This is a genomic window from Candidatus Neomarinimicrobiota bacterium, assembly GCA_022560655.1.
In the GTDB taxonomy this organism is placed as follows: Bacteria; Fidelibacterota; Marinisomatia; order SCGC-AAA003-L08; family TS1B11; genus JADFSS01.
The window spans coordinates 1-16,977 of the sequence record JADFSS010000005.1 but is presented as its reverse complement, the minus strand read 5'-3'; the positions used below and the strand labels follow the sequence as shown (position 1 = coordinate 16,977).

11 protein-coding genes are annotated in these 16,977 nt (G+C 64.5%); 10 read left to right on the top strand and 1 reads right to left on the bottom strand.

The window, feature by feature from the left end; genetic code table 11:
• The first annotated feature begins 6 nt into the window (after positions 1–6).
• From mnmG to IH971_01555, 10 genes are all read left to right on the top strand, one after another.
• Positions 7–1,878: a tRNA uridine-5-carboxymethylaminomethyl(34) synthesis enzyme MnmG gene (mnmG, locus tag IH971_01600; GenBank protein MCH7496530.1), complete on the top strand. Its 1,872-nt coding sequence runs from the start codon at positions 7–9 to the stop codon at positions 1,876–1,878.
• The gene (gene mfd / locus IH971_01595; protein ID MCH7496529.1) at positions 1,875–5,144 is read left to right on the top strand and encodes a transcription-repair coupling factor; all 3,270 of its coding nucleotides are present in this window, start codon (positions 1,875–1,877) and stop codon (positions 5,142–5,144) included. The genes mnmG and mfd overlap by 4 nt, the downstream gene beginning before the upstream one ends.
• A gap of 11 nt (positions 5,145–5,155) precedes the next feature.
• Positions 5,156–5,965, top strand: a complete 810-nt coding sequence (locus tag IH971_01590; protein MCH7496528.1) for a peptidyl-prolyl cis-trans isomerase — start codon at positions 5,156–5,158, stop codon at positions 5,963–5,965.
• The gene (locus IH971_01585; GenBank protein MCH7496527.1) at positions 5,943–7,232 is read left to right on the top strand and encodes a peptidylprolyl isomerase; all 1,290 of its coding nucleotides are present in this window, start codon (positions 5,943–5,945) and stop codon (positions 7,230–7,232) included. The genes IH971_01590 and IH971_01585 overlap by 23 nt, the downstream gene beginning before the upstream one ends.
• Before the next feature lie 415 nt (positions 7,233–7,647).
• Positions 7,648–8,763, top strand: a complete 1,116-nt coding sequence (gene dnaN, locus IH971_01580; GenBank protein MCH7496526.1) for a DNA polymerase III subunit beta — start codon at positions 7,648–7,650, stop codon at positions 8,761–8,763.
• Between the two features lie 154 nt (positions 8,764–8,917).
• Positions 8,918–9,193 carry a DUF721 domain-containing protein gene (locus IH971_01575; protein ID MCH7496525.1) on the top strand — a complete coding sequence of 92 codons (276 nt, stop codon included), beginning with the start codon at positions 8,918–8,920 and terminating at the stop codon, positions 9,191–9,193.
• Entirely contained in the window at positions 9,193–11,211 is a 2,019-nt protein-coding gene (gene gyrB / locus IH971_01570; protein ID MCH7496524.1) for a DNA topoisomerase (ATP-hydrolyzing) subunit B, read from the top strand. The genes IH971_01575 and gyrB overlap by 1 nt, the downstream gene beginning before the upstream one ends.
• A 76-nt stretch (positions 11,212–11,287) precedes the next feature.
• Positions 11,288–13,810 (top strand): DNA gyrase subunit A, encoded by a 2,523-nt coding sequence (gyrA, locus tag IH971_01565; protein ID MCH7496523.1) that lies wholly within the window; start codon positions 11,288–11,290, stop codon positions 13,808–13,810.
• Between the two features lie 245 nt (positions 13,811–14,055).
• Positions 14,056–14,772 carry a YggS family pyridoxal phosphate-dependent enzyme gene (locus tag IH971_01560; protein MCH7496522.1) on the top strand — a complete coding sequence of 239 codons (717 nt, stop codon included), beginning with the start codon at positions 14,056–14,058 and terminating at the stop codon, positions 14,770–14,772.
• Between the two features lie 5 nt (positions 14,773–14,777).
• Positions 14,778–15,149 carry a TfoX/Sxy family protein gene (locus IH971_01555; GenBank protein MCH7496521.1) on the top strand — a complete coding sequence of 124 codons (372 nt, stop codon included), beginning with the start codon at positions 14,778–14,780 and terminating at the stop codon, positions 15,147–15,149.
• A gap of 7 nt (positions 15,150–15,156) precedes the next feature.
• Here IH971_01555 and IH971_01550 read toward each other — a convergent pair whose 3' ends face one another.
• Entirely contained in the window at positions 15,157–16,272 is a 1,116-nt protein-coding gene (locus tag IH971_01550) for a threonine synthase (GenBank protein MCH7496520.1), read from the bottom strand.
• Positions 16,273–16,977: the final 705 nt, after the last annotated feature.

Sequence of the window (16,977 nt, the reverse complement as noted above, 5' to 3'; positions counted from 1 at the left end):
GATCGCGTGTGGGACGTGGTGGTGGCCGGTGGCGGTCATGCCGGCGTGGAGGCCGCCCTGGCAGCGGCACGCCTGGGCTGCGCTACCCTGCTGGTCACCCTCGATCCCCAGGCCATCGGCCGCATGTCGTGCAATCCCGCCATTGGGGGCTTGGCCAAAGGTCACATGGTGCGGGAGATCGACGCTTTGGGCGGCGAAATGGGGCTGGCAGCGGACCAGACCGGGCTGCAGTTCAAAATGCTCAATACTAGCAAAGGTCGCGCCGTCTGGAGCCCCCGGGCCCAGATCGACAAACGCGCCTATGCCCGGCATCTGCTCACCACCGTCTCTAACCAGCCCGGTCTCACCGTGCGCAAGGGCGAGGTCATCGGCGTGCGCGTCAGGCATGGCCGCCTGTGGGGGGTGCTCCTCCGGGAAGCGGGTCGCCTGCGCACCAGGACGGCCATCCTCACCTGCGGCACCTTCCTCAACGGCCTGATCCACATTGGGGACCAGAAATTTCGCGCCGGACGCATGGGTGAGCGGCGCTCGGAGGGCATCACCGAATCGCTCCAGGCGCTGGGGTTTGCGGCCGGCCGCCTCAAAACCGGCACCTGCCCCCGCCTCCACCGTGATTCTATCGACTGGGACCGCACCACACGCCTGCCCGGGGACGAGCGGCCCGTGCCCTTCTCATTCCGCACGCCCCAACCGTTCCAGCCACCCGACGAGCCTTCCTACCAGACCCACACCCGGCCGGCGGTGCACGACATCATCCGGGCCAATCTCCAGCGCTCGCCCCTCTTCACCGGCGAGATTGCCGGCGTGGGGCCCCGTTACTGTCCCAGCATTGAGGACAAGGTGGTGCGCTTCGCCCACCGCAACGAGCACCCCATCTACCTGGAGCCGGAGTGGCACGACGCCCAGCAGATCTATGTCAACGGCTTTTCCACCAGCCTCCCGGAGGACGCGCAGCAGGAGGCCCTCAAACACATTCCCGGTCTGGAGCAGGCCCGCTTCATCCGGCCGGGCTACGCCATCGAATACGATTTTATCCCGCCCCGCCAGCTCCAGGCTACCCTGGAGAGCAAGGACATTGCCGGCCTCTACCTGGCGGGACAGGTGAACGGCACTTCCGGCTATGAGGAGGCCGCTGGCCAGGGCCTCCTGGCCGGTATCAATGCCGCGGCCCAGGTACAGGAACGCCCGGCCCTCGTCCTGGGACGCGACGAGGCCTATCTGGGGGTCATGGTGGACGACCTCATCACCAAGGATAGCGCCGAGCCCTACCGCATGCTCACCTCCCGGGCGGAGTATCGACTCCTGCTGCGCCCCGATGACGCCGATCTGCGGCTCTCACACCACGGCACCGAACGGGGGCTACTCACCCCGCAGGACAGCCGCCGTCTGGAAGCGCGCCGCCGGAATGTGGCCCGCTTCAAGGAGCTGGCCGCAACCCTCAAGATCACCCCGGACAACTCTGGCACCGACGGCCAGTGGGCCACCATACCCCCACAAGGCGCCACCCTCGCGCGCCTCCTCAAGCGGCCCGAATTCACCCTCCACCGTCTGGCACCGCTCTTGCCCGCCGGCGCGCTGGAGGATCTGCCCGAAAGCGACCGCTTCACGGCGGAGACTGACCTCAAGTACGAGGGCTACGCCGCCCGCCAGCAGGCCGCCGCAGCCGCGCTGGCGCGGCTGGAGCACACCCCTCTGGACCCCCAATTCGACCTCGGCGCCATCGTCGCACTCCGGGCCGAGGCCCGTGAAAAGCTGTTGGCGGTGCGACCCCAAACCCTGGGCCAGGCCTCCCGCATCGCCGGGGTCAACCCCCCTGACATCGCCCTGCTGGCCATCCATCTCAAGCGCTGGCATGTTTCACGTGAAACATCGCCGTGAACCGGACTGAGGGGCTGCTGGGGGCCGTTGGCGCTGCCCTGACCCGCCTGGGGGCCGCGCCCGGCGCCCGACTGACGGGGGTCGAGCCCGCCTTTCTGCCCCTCCTGCTGGCCCACCTGTCCACCACCGCCGGCCGGCCCGTTTTGGCCTCCTTTCGCCATGACGAGGAGCTGCTCCGCGCCGGGGAGGCCCTCAGGGGGCTGGGGTGGACCACCGAGGAGCTGGTGCTCTTCCCCGCTCCGGCGGAAGCCGATGCGCCCCCCGGCTTTGACGCTCCCCTGGAGCCGTTTCGACGCGCCGCCCTGGCCCGCCTGGCAGACCCCGCACCGCCCGCTTTTATTCTCTGCACACCGCACCTCCTGGAGCGCGGCCTGCCACCGGCCTCCGCCTTGCGGGCCGCTTCCCTCCGGGTGCAGGCCGGGGCCGTCACCTTCGCCGCCCTGCGCGCCTGGCTCCGGGAGAACGACTACGAGGACGTGCCCCTGGTCACCGAACCCGGCACCTATGCCGTGCGCGGCGGCATCATCGACTGCTTTCCCGTCAATCTCCCGGTCCCCGTCCGCTTCGACTTTGACGGCGAGGTGCTCGAGGAACTCAGAACCTTTCACATCCATTCCCAGACCAGCGACCGCCGCCGGGAGGCCGTCGTCATTTTCTCCTGTGCGGAGACCTCGCAGGAGCCCGTGCCCATCTATGACTACCTGTCCCGGGGATGGGTCGCGGCCGCTGAGGAGCCTGTCCCTCTGGGCGTAGCCCAACCCCCGCCGTACCCGGCACGGGGAGGCCCGGCGAGCCTGAGCCCAGCCGAAGGACCCGCCGCAGTCTGGACGCTCACCGCTTCCAACGGACAGCACCCCGGACAGGACGGTGACCTGCAGGTGGAAGCCCTCGAAAAACCGGCTCTGGAGCCGGCCCTTGTGGCCGCACGCTGGGAGCGCCTCAGGGTTGCGGCCCCCGACGCCCGCGCTCTACTGGTGGCCGACGACCCGGGCCTGGTTGACCGCGCCCGCGCCCGCTTTCCCACTGTGCCCCTGGAGCTGGTTGCCGGCGACTATCCCTCCAGCTTCTCCTCCCCGGCCCTCAAACTGCTGGTGCTCGCCGGCCGCCACCTCCTGGCCCGCCCCGCCATAGTCTTACCGCTGGCGGTGGCCCCGGCCTGGCAACCGTACCGCCAGGCCGCCCCCTCCCTGGCCACCCTGCAACAACATCTCGACACCCTGGAAGCCGGCGACCCCATTGTCCACGTCAGCTACGGCATCGGTCGTTATCTCGGCCTGCTGCCCCTGCCCGCCGCAGGCAACCAGCAGGAGGCGCTGGCCATCGAATACGCCGGCGGCGACCGGGTCTACGTCTCACCCGACAAGGTCGGGCTGGTCTTTCCCTATACCCCGGAGGGCGACGGTCCGCCGCCCCTGGACGCCCTCAATTCCCGACGCTGGGAACGGGTTCAGCAGCGCACCCGGCGCTCCGCCGAGGAGGTGGTGGAGCAGTTGGCCCAGCTCTATGCCCGCCGTCAGGAGGCCGAAGGCCTCGTCCACGCCCCGGACGATGAGTTGCAGCAGGACATGGAGGCCACCTTTCCCTACGTCCCCACCCCCGATCAGCTCCGCGCCATGGATGAGATCGTCCGTGACATGGAGCTCCCCCGCCCGATGGACCGCCTGCTGTGCGGCGATGTCGGCTTCGGCAAGACCGAACTCGCTCTGCGCGCCGCCTTCAAAGCCATTCGCGGCGGCTATCAGGTGGCCCTCATGGCCCCCACCACCATCCTTGCCAACCAGCACTTCATCTCCTTCCGGGCCCGGCTTGAGCCCTTTGCCGTTCGGGTCAACATGCTCTCCCGCTTCGTCCCGCCCGCGACCCAGCGGCAAACCCTCCAGGACCTGGCCGCCGGGTCGGTGGATCTGCTCATCGGCACCCACCGCCTCCTGTCCAAGGAGGTCTTCTTCAAACGCCTGGGTTTGCTCATCGTCGACGAGGAGCACCGCTTCGGCGTCAAGCAAAAGGAGCACCTCAAGTCGCTCAAGGCCTCCGTGGACGTGCTCAGCATGTCCGCCACCCCCATTCCCCGCACCCTGCACTTCTCGCTGGCGGGCATTCGGGATATCTCCCGCCTCGCTACGCCACCGCTGCAGCGTATGCCCATCTCTACTTCGGTACACTATTACGGCCTGGGACTGCTCAAGGAGGTGATTCAACGGGAGCTGCGCCGAGACGGCCAGGTTTACGTCGTGCATAGTAACGTCAAGGACATCCACCGCCTGGCCCGCGACCTCCAGGAGGCGCTGCCCCAGGTCAAGCTGGCCGTGGCCCACGGACAGCAACCCGCCCGCCAGCTCGAAAGCACCATGCTGGCCTTCGCCGAGCGCCGCTTCCAGCTGCTGGTCTGTACCAGCATCATCGAGTCGGGCATCGATCTGCCTAATGTGAATACCGTCATTATCAACAACGCGCACCGCTTTGGCCTGGCCCAGCTGTATCAGATTCGTGGCCGGGTGGGGCGCGGCAACCGCCAGGCCTACGCCTACCTCATCATTCCCCGGCGGCCCCGTCTTTCCCGCCAGGCCACCAAGCGCTTGAAGACCATCGAACGCCACAGCGCGCTTGGCTCCGGCTACGCCTTGGCCCTTCGCGACCTGGAAATCCGCGGCACCGGCAATCTCTTCGGCCTGGAGCAGAGCGGCCACGTCGCTGCCGTGGGCCTCGACCTCTACACCCGCATTATTCGCGACGTCGTGCGCGAGCGCGACATGGGCGGCGAGCAGTCCACGCCCCTGCCCCGCGACGATGTCACCGTGCGCCTTTTTCCCGACGCACGGCTACCCGCCGGCTACGTCGCCGAACCCCATCTGCGCCTCAACCTGTACCGCCGACTCGCCAGCCTGGCCACCCTGGAGGAGTTGGACCGTTTTCGCCACGAACTCGCCGACCGCTTTGGGCCCCTGCCCGCCGAGGCTGAAGACCTCTTGCGCACGGCCCGCCTCGCCATCCGCGCCGCCCACTTGCACATCAAGGCTGTTCGAGCGGCCCCCCGGGGGCAGCTGCACCTGGACTTCCCGCCGCCCAGCGATGCGTCCGAACTGCTCAGCGCCATCGAGGCCGCGCTGGAACCAACCGGCAACGCTTATCGTTTTGTCAACCTGAAGAGTGGTGAGCTGCGCCTCGTGCTCACCATCAACCAGGCCGACGCCTACACCCATGCCGAGGATTTTCTACAAACCCTGGAGGACAAAATAGCTGCCGACGGGGCCGCCGCCGCCGCGTAAACAGTATGAGCATGCCCACTCGCCCCCAAAAACGCTTACTTCGGCCGTCACGCCTGTGGGCGGCCGCGCTGGCCGCGGCGGCCATCGTTCTGTTAGGCTGTTCCCAGCGGGTGGCGGATGATGAGCCGCCCCTCGCCAGCGTGGAGGGCCGCACCATCACCCTGAGCGAGCTGCAGCAAGGGTCCAACCTCAACTATCTGTCCATCGGCGAAGCCACCGAGCGCTGGATTGACGACCAGGTCTTGCTCAGCTATGCGCGCAGCTCAAAACTCATCGACCGCCGGACCCTCTCCACGCGCCTCCGCAACCACGAGCGCCAGCTGCTCGCCGCCCTGCTGCTCGATTCGCTCCTGATGCGGTCCATCTACATCGATCCCGAACGCGTACGGGAATACTATGCCAACAACCTCAAGGAATTTCAATTTCCCGCTGCCGCCGCTTTCATTGTTCATTTGGGGTTTCTCCAGTCGCATGATGCGCGCTCCGCGCTCCAGCGCCTGCGCAGTGCCGACCACCGCGACTCCGTGCTGAATCATTTTAACTTTGACCGCCAGATGGTGATCCGACACCGCCTCATCCCGGTTCTGGACCAGGCCATCTTTTCCGCCCCCGTGGGCCAGCTCCTGGGGCCCATTGTATCCGACTTCGGCTATCACCTGGTCTGGGTGGAGCGCCTCTTCAAGCCGGGTGAGACCATGCCCTTCGCTCTGGTGCGCCGCGATATCTTCGAGCGCCTGTTCCAGTTGCAACGGCCCCTGGCACGCTCGTCCATCCTTGATAGTTTACGCGAAACTCTCGATGTACAGGTCTTCCATCCCTAAGCTCCTCCTCGCCCTCCTGCTGCTGCCACTCGCTCTGAGATCGCAGGAACTGGTGGACGGCATTGCCGCCATCGTGGGTGACAAGATCATCTTGAAAAGCTCTGTTGCCCAGCTGGCCCAGATGAACGCCCTTCAGAGCGGGATCAATCTGGCCGCCAATCCGCAGCTCGCTGAGCGGCTGCAGGCCGATGCGTTCGAGAATCTCGTGTTGCAAAATATCCTCCTGGCCCGCGCCAAGGTGGACAGCCTTGACATCATCCCGGATGAAGATGTTGACCAAGCCCTGGAACAGCAGGTCGCATCCATCATCGCCCAGATCGGCTCCGAAGAGCGCTTCGAAGAGGTCGTGGGCCAGAGCCTGCGCGATTTCCGCCGCGACCGGTGGTATGACATCAGGGATCAAATTATTGCCGAGCGCTACCAGCAGGAAAAGGTCGGCGGTGTCACCGTGACGCGCGGCGAAGTCACCACCTTCTTTGAAACCTACCGCGATAGCCTGCCGGCCGTTGATGCGCAGATCGAGTTCTCCCAGCTGATTTTACAGGTCCTGCCCGGCGACAGCGCCCGCGACCAGGCCCACACCAGGATTCACGATTTGCGCCGCCAGATAGTCCAGGGAGCCGCTTTAGCTGACCTGGCGCGGCTGTACTCCGACGACCCCGCATCCGCCGATCGGGGCGGCGAGCTTGGTTTCGTCCGCCGAGGTGTTTTCGTGCCCGCCTTTGAGGAAGCGGCCTTCGGGCTCGCTATCGGCGAACTCAGCGAAGTGGTGGAAACGCCCTTCGGTTTCCACATCATCGAGGTCCTTGAAAAACAGGGTGAGCGCATCAGCGTCCGCCACATCCTGGTGGCCATTACCCCAACCGAGGCCGACAGGCAATCCGCCCTCACCCGCGTGCGCGATTACTACTATCTGCTGGAAGCAGCACCCGCGCTCTTTGACTCCCTCGTCCAGGTGCTCTCAGAGGAAGAAAACGCTTCTCCCGACTTGGGCTATATCGGCTGGCTGGAAATGAACCGTCTCCCGGAGGAGGCCTACCGTGCAGCCGTCTTCGGTGTTCTGCCTGGCGAGGTCACCCCGCCTTTCGAAACCCAAGCAGCTTTCCACATGCTTAAAGTTCTGGGCATCAAAGACGGCGGGGCACCAACTCTTGAGGACTACTATCCACAGTTGGAGGCCCTCGCCCTGCGGGACAAACAGGCAAAATACCTCGAAAATTGGATCGCTCGGGTCCGTAAAGAGGTGTTTATCAAGACAATGTATTAGCTATCCTCATTCCCACTCTGTCAAAAAGTGCATAAAGACTGTAATCTCCTCAATTGCACGCCGGCTCCAATTTTTCCCTCCAACTACCCCGTACCCTTACCCCTATCCCAACCTTATCCACAATACATACTCACGCCCCACAGCTGAAAATACCCTCCAGCACCGCTCTCAGTTCTGCCACTTATCCACATTTTGAACAGGTCTTATTACAAATAATATTCTTAAAGTAATCCTTACAAAGTAATTATATTTATATTCGATCAAACTTTTAAGATTGCCAGGCGAGATCGTCTCTCGTTGGGCGACAATTCCCTTGGTGAAAAGGGTTGATTCTCAGTAATTTCAGGGGCATTGATCCTGGGGTGGCGTTACATTTCCGCACAACCTGTGATATCACTATCCTGACAACCACAACATGAAGTTTACTTCCGACCGGTCCTCGCTGTTACAGGCTCTCCAGCAGGTAGGCAAAGTTACCCCGACCCGGTCGACACTCCCCATCCTGGGCTCGGTCCTGCTGTCGGGCGATGGCGACCGTCTCAGCCTCCGCGCCACTGATCTGGAGATCACTCAGGTCGTCTCTATTCCTGCCAAGATATCCCAGGAGGGCAGTGTCGCTATTCAGCACCGCACCCTCATGGAGATTACCGGCGAGATGCCCGAGGGCGAAATCGAGATTCAGGTGGCCGATGACCGCAAGGTGCAGATCAGCACGTCTTTCGGCTCTTACTCCATCATGGGTAAACCCGTCGACGAGTTTCCCTCCCTGCCGGCCATCGATGGCCAGCAGGCGGTGAAGCTGCCCGCCGCTCTGCTCAAGCGGGTCATTGACAAGACCGCCTTTGCGGTCAGCCGCGACGAACTGAAGCCGTCCCTCATGGGCGTGCTGCTGCAGTTCCAGGACGACGGGCTCCTCGCGGTTGCCACCGACGGCCATCGCCTGGTGAAGCACCGTCGCACGGACTATACCGGCAACGGCTACCAGGGCAGCACCATCGTACCGGTGAAGTTTCTCAACATCCTCAGCGGCTATCTGGACGGTGACGACGACATTACCCTCAACATCGGAGAGAACCACCTGGCGGTGGAAAGCCACGACATGCAGCTGTTCACCCGCATCATCGATGAGCGCTTCCCCGACTATGAGGGCGTATTTCCCGATGATAACGACAAGACGCTCAAGATTGACCGCAATGAACTCCTGGCTGCCGTGCGCCGGGTAAGCATCTTCTCCAACAAGACCACCCACCAGATTGCCCTGAAACTCAGCGCCGACGGCCTGGAGCTCTCCACTGAGGATGTCGAGACCGTCTCCTCGGCCCATGAAACCCTGCCCGGCGACTTTACCGGCGACCCCCTCACGGTGGGCTACAACTCGAACTACCTGCGCGACCTGGTCACCCATATGGACGGCAATCAGATCCTCATGCAGTTTCGCACCCCGGTCTCCGCCGCCGTGATTCGACCCGAGGAGCAGCAGGAGGGCGAGTCGCTCGTCATGCTGCTGATGCCCATCAGGCTCAGCGACTGACCGCTGGTGGCCCGTCAGACCACTGCTCGGCTCCACCCGCTCGTGGCCCCCTCGGCCCCCTGGACCTTTTGACCTTCGGCTGCAAGCTGCTGCTGCAGCGCGCTGGTGCTTGGGGCGCCCAGGCCCGTCTCCCCGACGTGATGGGGATCGGCTCATGACCAGCCTCGCCAAGGCCATCAGCGGCCTGCTGGAAGAGTCCGGTCTGGAGCGGGGCGTTCGCACCCAGCGGGCGGTCTCCCTCTGGTCCCAGGCCGTGGGTCCGGTCGTGGCCCGCAATTGCCCCGCTGTGCGCGTGGATGGTGCCACCCTGCTGGTGAAGGCCAAGTCGGCCGCTTGGCGCAACGAGATTGCCTTTCAGAAAAACCATATCCTTGACACCTTGAACCAGTCGCTGGGTGACGCCCAACTCAGCGACATTCGCTTCTGCTGATGGGTACGCAGGAAGTCATCAAAGAGGTCCTCCAAAGCGAGCCCCCACAGGACGAGGAACGCTACGGCGCCGATAAGATTACCGTCCTCAAGGGGCTGGATGCCGTCCGCAAGCGCCCCGCCATGTTCATCGGCGATCTGGGCCGCCGGGGTCTCCACCACCTGATTTACGAAGTCGTGGATAACTCCGTCGACGAGGCCATGGCTGGCTACTGCACCAGGATTGAGGTGGTGCTCAATCAGGACGGCAGCTGCACCATCACCGACGACGGCCGCGGTATTCCCGTCGACATCCATGAGGACGAGCAGCGCCCGGCGCTGGAGCTGGTCATGACGGTCCTGCATGCCGGCGGCAAGTTTGACAAGGGTTCCTACAAGGTCTCCGGCGGCTTGCACGGGGTGGGCGTCTCCGTGGTGAACGCCCTCTCCGAATGGTGCCGCGTTGAAATCCGGCGCGCGGGTAACATCTACGAGCAGCGCTATAAGCGGGGCGCGATCCAGGGACCCATCGAGACGCGGGGCGGAGCAGTGGGCACCGGCACGTCCGTGACCTTTAAGCCCGACGGCGAAATCTTCAAACAGCCCGTCTTCGAGTTCGACATCATCGATGATCGCCTGCGGGAGCTGGCCTACCTGAACAGTAGCCTGGAAATTTCCCTCGCCGATGAGCGCTCTGGCAGCGAGCGCAAGCAGGTCCATCACTACAAGGGCGGCTTGGAGGAATTTGTCCGCCAGCTCGATGCCACCCGCACCGCCCTCATCCCCAATCCCATCCACCTGGAGGGGGAAAAGGACGGCGTGCCGGTGGAACTGGCGCTCCAGTATAATGATGGATACAATGAGAATATCTTTACTTTTGTGAACTCCATCAGCACGGTGGAAGGGGGCACCCATCTCGCCGGCTTCAAGACGGCCCTCACCCGCTCGCTGAACCAGTACGCCGTCAAGAACAACCTGTTCAAGTCCACGAAGAGCGCCAAGAACACGTTCTCCCTCAGCGGCGAAGACGCCCGCGAGGGGCTTACCGCCGTCCTCTCCATCCGCGTGCCCGACCCCCAGTTCGAAGGCCAGACCAAAACCAAACTGGGCAACGGCGAGGTCAAGGGCATCTGCGACTCCATCATCATGGAGGGCCTGGCAGATTACTTCGAGCGCAACCCCGGTGTCGCCCGCAAGATCATCGAGAAAGCCGAACTGGCCGCCCGCTCCCGGGAGGCCGCCCGCCAGGCCAAGGACCTCATCCGCCGCAAGAGCGCCCTGGACTCCTCCAGTCTGCCCGGCAAACTGGCCGACTGCTCCAACACCGAACCCGAGTTCTGCGAACTTTTCCTGGTGGAGGGCGATTCGGCCGGCGGCTCGGCCAAGCAGGGGCGCGACCGACGTCTCCAGGCCATTCTGCCCCTCAGGGGCAAGGTGATCAATGCCGAGCGCGCCCGCGAAGACAAGCTCCTCGCCAACACCGAGATTCAGGCCATCATCACCGCTTTGGGCACCGGTTACGGCGGGGGCGACGAGGAGGAGCATGAGAACGGCGCCAGCTCCGACTTCAACATCGAGAACCTGCGCTACCACAAGATCATCATCATGACCGACGCCGACGTGGACGGCAGCCATATCCGCACCCTGCTGCTCACCTTTTTCTACCGCAAGATGCAGCCCCTCATCCACGGCGGCCACATCTACATCGCCCAGCCGCCCCTCTACCGCATCCGCCAGGGCAAGACCGAGCTGTATGCCTATTCCGACGAGGAGCGGGACGTCATCCTGAAGCGCCTGAAAAAGGATTCGGGCAAAAAGCCCCAGCCCGAAATCAACCGCTACAAGGGGCTGGGGGAAATGAACCCCGACCAGCTCTGGTCCACCACCATGGACCCCGAAACCCGCACGCTGCTGCGGGTTACCGTCGAGGACGCCGCCGCGGCCGCCGACCTCTTCGCCCGACTCATGGGTGACGACGTGGAGGCGCGCCGGGAGTTCATCGAGACCAACGCCCTGAACGTCACTTTCCTGGATATTTAGCCATGTTTCACATCCCCATTGGGTGCGACGCCCGCGGCTGCCCGCCCCGCGCTGACGTCTCCGGAACGACAGGTCAATGGACGTAAGCCACGGCAAAATCGAGCCCCGCGAAATTGTCGACGAGATATCGGAGTCCTATCTCAACTACTCCATGTCTGTCATCGTCAGCCGGGCCTTGCCCGATGTCCGCGACGGACTGAAGCCCGTCCACCGCCGGGTGCTTTACGGCATGTCCGAGCTGGGGTTGCCCTTTAATCGGCCCCACAAGAAGTGCGCCCGCATCGTGGGCGACGTCATGGGCAAGTATCATCCCCACGGCGACGCATCGGTCTACGATACCCTGGTTCGCATGGCCCAGCCCTGGTCCCTCCGCTACCCCCTGGTGGACGGCCAGGGCAATTTCGGCTCCATCGACGGCGACAGCGCGGCGGCCATGCGCTATACCGAGGCCCGCATGAGCCGCATTACAGGCGAACTCCTGGGGGACCTGGACAAGGAGACCGTCGACTTCGCCCCCAATTTCGACGACACCCTGCAGGAGCCCACCGTGTTGCCGGCCCGGATGCCGGCCCTGCTGCTCAATGGGTCCGATGGGATCGCCGTGGGCATGGCCACGAAAATTCCGCCCCACAACCTTAACGAGGTAGTGGCGGCCCTCATCACTCTCATTGACCGTCCCGATGACCCCGAAGTCACCATCGATGAGCTCATGACCAGCATTACCGGCCCCGACTTCCCCACCGGCGCCTATATCATGGGCACCGATGGCATCCGGGCGGCCTACCACACCGGGCGCGGCCTGGTGATCATGCGGGCCAAGGCCTCCGTGGAGGAGGTACCCGGCAGCGGCGGGCGCCCCGACCGGGAGCAGATCGTCATTACCGAGATCCCCTACCAGACCAACAAGTCCCTCATCATCGAGCGCATCGCCGCCCTCGTCCGCAGCAAAAAACTGGACGGCATCCGCGACGTGCGCGACGAATCGGACAAGGATGGCATCCGCCTGGTCGTCGAGGTCAAGCGCGACGCGGTACCCGAGGTGGTCCTCAACAACCTTTATAAGCATACCCAGCTCCAGGACACCTACGGCATCATCATGCTGGCCCTGGTGAACAGCCGGCCCAAGGTGCTCAATCTGAAGCAGATGCTGGGTCACTTCCTGGACTTCCGCCACGAGGTGGTGGTGCGCAGCACCGAGCACGAGCTCCGCGCAGCGGAGGAACGGGCCCACGTCCTCGAGGGGCTGAAGATCGCCCTGGAAAAAATCGACGCCGTCATCGCCCTCATCCGGGCCTCCCGAGACACCGATACCGCCCGGGCAGGCCTCATACAGTCCTTCCGGCTATCCGAGCGCCAGGCCAAGGCCATCCTGGAGCTGCGCCTCCAGCGACTCACATCCCTGGAAGTTGACAAGGTGGTGGACGAATATGCCGAGGTCATCAAGCAGATCGAAAAGCTCAAGAGCATTCTCGCAAGTCGCCCCCTGCGCATGGCCATCATCAAGGAGGAGCTTGAGCAGCTGCGCGAGCGCTATGGCGATGATCGCCGCACGGAGATCATCCCCACCTTGGGTGATTTCTCCGTCGAGGATATGATTGCCGAAGAAGACATGGTGATCACCATCAGCCACAACGGCTTCATCAAGCGCTCGCCCAGCAGCCAATGGCGCCGCCAGCGTCGGGGCGGCCGCGGCATTCAGGGGGCCACCACCCGCGAAGACGATTTCGTGGAGCACCTGTTCATCGCCTCCAGCCATGACTATATCCTCTTTTTCACCGACCGCGGGAAGTGTTATTGGCGCAAAGTGCACGAGATTCCCCAGGTGGGCCGCCTCTCCAAGGGCCGCGCCATCATCAACCTCATCGAGTGCGGCGCCGGGGAGAAGGTGCGCGCCTTCGTGGCCGTCCGCGAGTTCAGCCCCGAAAACTTTATCGTCATGGCCACCCGGAAGGGGCTCATCAAGCGCACCGCCCTGAGCGCCTACGGCAATCCCCGCCGCGGCGGCATCTACGCCATCGACATTGTCGCGGACGACGAACTCATCGAAGCCCGCATCGCCACCAACGAGCACGACATCATCATGGGCACCCGTTACGGCAAGGCCATCCGCTTTCCCGTCGACAACGTGCGCCCCACGGGCCGCAAAACCCGGGGCGTCCGGGGCATCCGGCTGGGCGGCGAGGACGACTACGTGGTGGGCATGATGGTGGTGCGTCGCGAGGGCACCGTGCTGGTGGTCACCGAAAACGGCTATGGCAAGCGCACCGACGTGCTGCAGTACCGCGTCACGCACCGCGGCGGCAAGGGCATCCTCACCCTGAAAACCACCGACAAGGTCGGCCCCCTGGTCGCCCTCATGGAGGTGGTGGAGAGCGATGACTTGATGATCGTCACCAATAAGGGCGTTCTCATCCGCCTGCCGGTGCAGGACATCCGCACCATCGGCCGCAACACCCAGGGCGTACGCGTCATCCGTCTGGACCAAGGCGCCCGCATCGCCTCCATCTCCAGGGTCGTCGAGGACGAGGACAAGTCCGAAGGCGCGCCGGAGACCAACGGCCAGCCCGAGCCGGCCCCGCCCCCGGCCGCCGCAGAATAGAGGCCCCGCCCGGCGTGTGGCGGCCTGGCAACCCCTCGAATACTGTTCCACCTTGGGGCCCTCCACGTGCGCTTCCCTGCTCTCATCTTAGCCGTGCATCTGGCCGCCGCTACCAGCTCCGGCGCGCGGACGCCGCTCCCCAAGGCTGGTTCACCCTGGCGCTCCGCCACACGGACACAGGCTGGCGCATCGTCCACGATCACACCTCCGCCGGCGAGTAGGAGCGGCCCCCGGCCGATGCTGCCGTGACCAGCCCCACCGGCATCCTCGATCCCGCCGCTCTGGCTGACATTCAGGCCCGCATCGCTGCTGCCCAGGCCCGCAGTGACCACGCCGCCGCGCAGGTCACGCTGGTGGCCGTCACCAAGGCGTTTCACGTGGAGACGCTGATTTCCGCGTATAAGGCCGGCCTGACGACGCTGGGTGAGAGCCGCGTCCAGGAGGCCGCCGCCAAACTGCCCCTGTTCCCCCACCGCGCCGCCTGCCAGGTACGCCTCATCGGCCACCTCCAGTCCAACAAGGCCCGCCAGGCCGTGGCGCTGTTCGATCTCATCGAGTCGGTGGACTCCCTGAAGTTGTTCCGCAGGCTGGACCAGCTGGCGGCGGATGCGGGGCGCGAGTTGCCGGTCTACCTTCAGGTGAACGCGGGGCATGACCCCGCCAAGTTCGGCTTCGATCCCGCTGAGCTGGTCAACCTCAGCGCTGAGCTGCAGTCGGCGCACCAGCTGCGCATCGCCGGCGTCATGACCATCGCGCCCCTCACCGCTGATGAAAGCCGCCTGCGGGACTGCTTTGCCACGGCCCGGCAGGTCCGCGATGACCTCCAGGCCCAGCTGCCCGCCTGCACCGACCTGTCCATGGGCATGAGCGACGACTTCGAGCTGGCCGTGGAGGAGGGCGCCACCCACGTGCGGCTGGGCCGGGCGCTGTTTGGTGAGCGGCCAGTCCCGGCGGACCACTAGGCGTCATGGCGCAGCCCTATCTTGATGAGCTCACCGCCCTGATCGAGGCGTCGTCCCTGGCGAGCGCGGATGCGGCTTCGCTGGACTGCCGTCATTTCTTCAGCGGCGCCGCGGCGTATGTGCAGGGCCAGGTCTTCGCCCTGCTCACGCCGGTGGGGCTGTCGCTGAAGCTATCGCCGGCCCACCGCCAGGCGCTCAAGGGCAACCACGGCGCGAAACCGTTGCGGCAGTTTCCCAAGGGGCCCATCAAAAGGGACTACGTGGTGTTGTCCCCAGCCATGCGGCGCGATCCGGCTGCCCTCCGTCCGTGGCTGCAGGCCAGCGTGGACTACGTCCGGTCCCGGTTGCCACCAGCCGCTGCGGCCGGGTCAGCTTGAGCAGCCCTCAGCCGTAGCGCCGGTCGTCGCCGGTGACGACCAGCACCACCCGCTCACCCTTTGCGATCCAGCCACTCTCGATGAGGCGCTCCAGCCCCAGCCAGGCCGCCGCCGCTTCCGGGCCGGGCGACAGCTCTGAGATCTCCGCCAGCCGCTGTTGGGCGCCGGCTAAGGCGTCCTCGCTCACCGCTACCGCCGTCCCGCCGCTGGCCCGCAGCACCGACAGCATCCATGGCCCCGCCAGCGGCGCCGGTACCATTAAGCCCAGCGCAGCGGTGTTGGGCTCCGGCCACGGTTCGGTGGCGTCGCCCCCGGCATCAAAGGCCTGCACCACCGGCGCGCACCCGGCCATCTGCACCGCCACCATGCGCGGCATGGGCTGCCGTACCCAGCCCAGTTCGCCCAGCTCCCGGAACGCCTTCCAGATGCCGATGAGGCCGGTGCCCCCGCCGGCGGGGTAGACCACCACCTCCGGGAAGGCCCAGTCCAGCTGTTCGGCGAGCTCCAGCCCCAAGGTCTTTTTGCCCTCCAGGCGGTACGGCTCCCGGAAGGTGGAGAGGTCGAACCAGGTGAGGTCCAGCTCCGACTTCATTTGCGCGGCGGCCTCGGCGATGGTCTGGCCGGCCAGCCGCACGTCTGCGCCGCTGTCGCGCGCCTCCTCCACAAAGGGGGCGGGAATCGTCTCCGGCATATAGACCCGGCATTCCAGCCCCGCCGCCAGGGCGTAGACCGCCGCCGACACCCCGGCGTTGCCCGCCGATGGCAGCGCCACCCGCTGAATGCCCAGTCCCCGGGCCATGGACAGCGCCGCGCACATGCCCCGGTCCTTGAAGGAGCCGGTGGGGTTGGCGGTCTCGTCCTTCAGGTAGACCCGCCGCCCGCGGTAGTCCCGCTCCAGCAGGGGCGTCTGGGCTTCCCCCAGCGACAGGAACGACGGCTCCGGCAGGGACGGCAGCAGCGGTTGCCAGTGCCACAGGCCGGGGATGTCGGGCAGGTCCTCCGGCAGGAACTGCTCCGGCGACCAGAAATAGTCCGCCCGCAACGGCTGCCCGCAGGCCGTGCAGACCGTCTGCACCTCGTGGGGTGAATGGGCCCTTTCGCACGCCCAGCAGGTAAGCGTCATGGCGCGAAGTTAGGGGCGGAGAAGTGGTCTTGGTAGGCCGTGCTATCTCTCATTGTCCGAATGCATATCACAGGCCGTGCAAGAGAGGGTCAATATTGCAATTTGCAGTGAAGACGACTGCGGCTAGTGTTCCAGGCCCCCAGATACGGAGCATTATAGGAGCTTGCCTTCCCCGGCGCTACGTTAGTAAGCTTAACCTTTGCATATTTAAGATCATAGGCTACCGGAGGATCGCATTGTGGATGATTCCGTTACTAACCACGTAGAAACCAACTATCCAGATTATTCACGCCTGTATCACGAGGCAACAAGTTTTTACCGGGAACAGTTCAGGAGCCTTGACAAAGTAAAGGGAACCCAAATAACTGATCTCTTGCCGGAATTGATACTGGTGCAGTTCAGTATGATCTGCTTCCAATCCCTCTCCAGCGTCTTTCACCTACTTCAGAGAAGAGAGTTCTTTACTCCGTTATTGATAGTCCGAAACATGCTTGAGTACGCTATTACCTGGGCATACATTAAAAAAGATCCAATGGTCAGAGCGAACCAATACTCAAATGATGGATTACGGATACAACTTGGATTAACCGCTGCCGCCCGAGATCACCCCGACGGAGATCACCGCGACGGCTCCGACGGCTCGTCCTCGACGCGGCCGGCGCGCCCCAGCAGCTCGTGCAGGCGCTGCGCGGAGAACGGCAGGAA

Bases quoted from the DNA above. Each gene is read 5' to 3' on its own strand.
- IH971_01590 (MCH7496528.1), top strand. From the start codon at position 5,156: ATGCCCACTCGCCCCCAAAAACGCTTACTTCGGCCGTCACGCCTGTGG.
- IH971_01585 (MCH7496527.1), top strand. From the start codon at position 5,943: ATGTACAGGTCTTCCATCCCTAAGCTCCTCCTCGCCCTCCTGCTGCTG.
- dnaN (MCH7496526.1), top strand. From the start codon at position 7,648: ATGAAGTTTACTTCCGACCGGTCCTCGCTGTTACAGGCTCTCCAGCAG.
- IH971_01575 (MCH7496525.1), top strand. From the start codon at position 8,918: ATGACCAGCCTCGCCAAGGCCATCAGCGGCCTGCTGGAAGAGTCCGGT.
- gyrB (MCH7496524.1), top strand. From the start codon at position 9,193: ATGGGTACGCAGGAAGTCATCAAAGAGGTCCTCCAAAGCGAGCCCCCA.
- gyrA (MCH7496523.1), top strand. From the start codon at position 11,288: ATGGACGTAAGCCACGGCAAAATCGAGCCCCGCGAAATTGTCGACGAG.
- IH971_01555 (MCH7496521.1), top strand. From the start codon at position 14,778: ATGGCGCAGCCCTATCTTGATGAGCTCACCGCCCTGATCGAGGCGTCG.
- IH971_01550 (MCH7496520.1), bottom strand. From the start codon at position 16,272: ATGACGCTTACCTGCTGGGCGTGCGAAAGGGCCCATTCACCCCACGAG.